We start from the raw sequence: 3,735 nt of genomic DNA on the forward strand, positions 1-3,735 counted from the left end.
AGATGTTGAGCGCGTGGGACGCGACGGTACGGGCCGAGACGTGGAAGACGCTCGGCAGGCCCTCGCCCGCGATCTTATACATGTTCGGGATCATGAGCAGCAGGCCCTGGGAGGCCGTGTAGGTGGTGGTGAGGGCACCGGCGCCCAGCGAGCCGTGGACGGCGCCGGCGGCGCCGGCCTCGGACTCCATCTCGACCACGTTGACGGGCGTTCCGAAGATGTTCTTCTTGCCCTGGGCGGCCCACTGGTCGACATGGTCGGCCATCGGGCTGGACGGCGTGATCGGGTAGATGCCCGCCACCTCGGTGTACGCGTAGCTTACGTACGCGGCGGCCTCGTTGCCGTCCATAGACTTGAACTTGCGATCTGCCATATACCCCTCTCCTCTCGTTTGGGTATACATGCCTGCCAGGGGCGGCGATGCCCCCGATAGATGCGTATTGCGGGCGTCCGTAGGTGCGGAAGCGCCCTCGCGGATAAAATGCCCATGCTGTTTCATTGTACCCCCGCACGCCTGGGCGCAACTCGAGTTCTAGCTGAAACCGCCCGTTCGTTCGTGCCATTTTTCGAACAGATTCCATGGGCCCGCACCAGGCGGGCGCGCACCACCTCAGAAAAGGGACAGGCACCGATCTGAGGCGGGGGCGTCGCGCCGCGCGCTTCCGCCTGCCTCAGATCGGTGCCTGTCCCCAATTTGAGCAGCGTGGGCTACGGCACCCGGCGCTGAACCGGGCGGCTACACCATGTCGGCGGAACCCTCGATGAGGATGAATACCGTGGTGGCGCCCAGGCGCAGCTCGTCGCCGGGGCGGATCTGCGCGGTCTCGCCCGAGGCCACGCGCAGCGGCTCGCCGTCGTCGCCGCTCACCACGATGGTGCCGTTGGTTGAATCGAGATCCTGCAGCAACCAGCAGCCGCCTGCGGCCCCGTCGAACCAGATGCGCGCATGGCGCGCCGACACGTCGCCGTCCACGTCCGCGATATCGTCCGAACCCGTCACCAGCGCGCCTATCTCCACGCCCTCGGAGTCGGGGTCGACCCAATACGGGTCGCTCGAGATGCAGCCCTCGATGATGCGCACCACGCCCAAGGTGCGGTTGGCATTAACCAGGGCCCCGTCCATGCCGGCGCATGCCACGCGCACGGGACGCGACGTGGGCGTACCCAGCTGGCCGCCCAGCACGTCGCGGATGTAGCTCATGGCGTAGTCCACCGAGTAGCCGACGTCGGCCGAACAGCCTGCGGCCACGAACAGCACCAGGGCCGCCTCGGCACGCTCGCCCACGGTATAGCCCTCGCCATCGCGCATACGGACCAGCGCGTTCTGATACAGGCGCACGTCCTGGCGGCACGCGTCCAACGCCGCCACCATAGCCGCACCCCGCTCTCCGCACACGATGTCGAGAATCTGCTCGAACGAGAGCGCGCCGCGGCGCTGGGCATGCAGGCGGTCCATGATGCGCCGCGCTGCCACGCCGAAATCGCGAAAATAGCGCGCCTGGACGGACCCCACGGGCGCGTGCACCACGAAGCGCGACACCCACGTGCGGTCGGAGGCGCGGCTCATGGGGCTGCGGCCGTCGGATAGCGGGCGCTCAGACAGGATGAGCGAGGCGAGCTCCTTATGGCTGATGCCGCCGGAGCGCTTCATGATCTCGAACAGCGCGCCGCAGGGCGTTTGGTCGCTAGCGTTCATCGGCAGCATCTCGCACCTCCTCATCCGAATAGTCTATAGAGTTAATACCAGTTTTCATACCAGTTTCGTTGCCAATAGCATTGTGCGTAACAGACTCCGCGCCGTCAATCATCAAACGATTATCGGCAGGGTCGGCACCGTTAATCGGAGCGTCACCGGAATCATGATGAACGGCATCGGCCGTCCGTTCACCAATGGCGTCGCGCTCATCGCTATGATCTGCGGGCTCATCTGCGCCAACCGTATCGGCCGGCTCTCCCACGCACTCCGCCCCCACCGCTTCATCCGCAGCGCCATCCTCGTCGGAAAGCGCGCCCGGGGCAAGCGGGGCCGTGACCGCCGCAGCGGTGGCATCGAAGCCGCCCGAGGCAACCGCCGCGCAGGCACCGCCGCCCATCGCCGCCGCCTGCACGCGGGCGCGAGGCAGCGCGCGGCGCGCCTCGGCGATGATCGCGGGCGCCACCGTCATGGCGAAGTCGAGCACCAGCGGGCACCAGCCAGCCGAGGCGGCCGTAAGGATGGCCGACACCACCGCGTGCGAGCTGTTCAAACCAGAGATCGAACCCAGCGAAGCCGCCGCCAGCAGCGCCACGGTGGTCGCGATGCACGCCGTCGAGCCGCGCAGGAACCCCTCGCGCGTCCCGCGCAGGCGGCCGCGCGCCGCCCAGCCCGCCAGCGCCGGCAGCATCAGCGCCGCCGCCACCGCGAAGCCGGAGAGCTCGCTGCGCCACGTCAGCTGTCCCAGGCGCCACACCACCGGCACGCCGTCGAGCAGCACCGCCGTCGTAGCCGTGCACGCAGCAAGAACGGCCACCGCGATCGCACCGCCCACGGCACTCACCAGGCGGTTCATGGCATACGGCGACGCCGTGTCGAACCACGACGCCTCGCCCGTGCACGGCAGCAGGCGCTCGCCGCGCAGCGCGCGCTCGGCGTTCTGCGCGTAGTGGTTGCAAAACGCCGCCAGCCCATCGCGCATGGCCTCCGCCGTGGGGCGCTCGTCCTGTCGCGGCTTGAGACAGGCCAGGACCAGATCGAACAGCTGCCCGTCGACCAACGAGAGCGCGTCGCGAAGCTCCGCGGAATCGGGGCCCAGTGACAGATCGAGCGACGCCCGGCCGGCGGCGATGGCCACCTCGGGCTCGCGCAGCAGCAGCGCCGCCATATCGGGATGGGTCATATGGGCCGAGGTGAGCGCACGCGGCTGCTCATCGGTCTTGGTGCGGAACGGCGACGCATCGCGCGCGACGCCCATATCGAACGGCAGGGCACCGGACACGAGCTCGTAGAGCACGCTCGCCGCGGCGTACACGTCGATCTTCTGAGACATGCGCAGACGCGCCACGTGCGGCAGGTCGCTCGTGAGCATCTCGGGCGGCGCATAGCCCAGCGTCGCGCAGCGCATGGTGGAAAACCGCGAGGTGAACGAGGTGTCGTGCGCGGGATCCAGATTCACCGACGAACCGAAGTCGATGAGGCACAGGTCGAACGCGCCCTCGGCGTCCTGCTCGGCCACCGACAGATGCGCTGTACGCACCATGACGTTGGCGGGCGAGATATCGCGGTGCACGAAACCGTCGCCTACCAGCTCCAGGCGAACCAGCAAGTCGAACAGGTCGCGACCCAGGCGCGCAGCCGTCAAGGGGGCGCAACGGCCTTCGTCGTCAACCGCCAGCATGCGGCGCGCCTGCGCCAGCGTTACGCCCTCGACCCACTCCATCACGATGGCAGGCGAACCGTATACCTGCGCGAATCCGTACAGGCGCGGGAAGCCCTTGAAACCCGACACGGCGCGATGGCTCTCGTATTCGGCCCGGAAGGCGGCGTGCGCGGCGGCGCGGCGCGTCTCGTACGCCGCCTCGTCCTCGGCCTCCGCGCGCTCGGGCTCTATAAGCACCTTGAGCGCGTAGACCTCTCCCATCGCGTTGGAAACGCGCGTGACCATGCCCAGGCCGCCGTGGCGCGCCGCGTCGTCGTCAGCGAACAGCGTGATGAAGCGGCGCCGATAGGCGGAGCGCTCGTCATCCGGCATGCGATAG

At 68.3% G+C, this 3,735-nt stretch carries 2 protein-coding genes and 1 pseudogene; all 3 read right to left on the reverse strand.

The genetic code is table 11. The features are described from left to right. Positions 1-373, reverse strand: a pseudogene (locus tag I2E26_RS08140) (pyruvate:ferredoxin (flavodoxin) oxidoreductase); the annotation flags it as partial. Between the two features lie 363 nt (positions 374-736). After that, the gene (locus I2E26_RS09135; protein WP_229056517.1) at positions 737-1,705 is read right to left on the reverse strand and encodes an FHA domain-containing protein; all 969 of its coding nucleotides are present in this window, start codon (positions 1,703-1,705) and stop codon (positions 737-739) included. After that, on the reverse strand, positions 1,686-3,735 hold a 2,050-nt coding region (locus I2E26_RS08150; protein ID WP_229056518.1), incomplete at its 5' end, for an AarF/UbiB family protein. The genes I2E26_RS09135 and I2E26_RS08150, both read right to left, overlap by 20 nt.

The organism is Collinsella sp. D33t1_170424_A12, from assembly GCF_015554865.1.
In the GTDB taxonomy this organism is placed as follows: domain Bacteria; phylum Actinomycetota; class Coriobacteriia; order Coriobacteriales; family Coriobacteriaceae; genus Collinsella.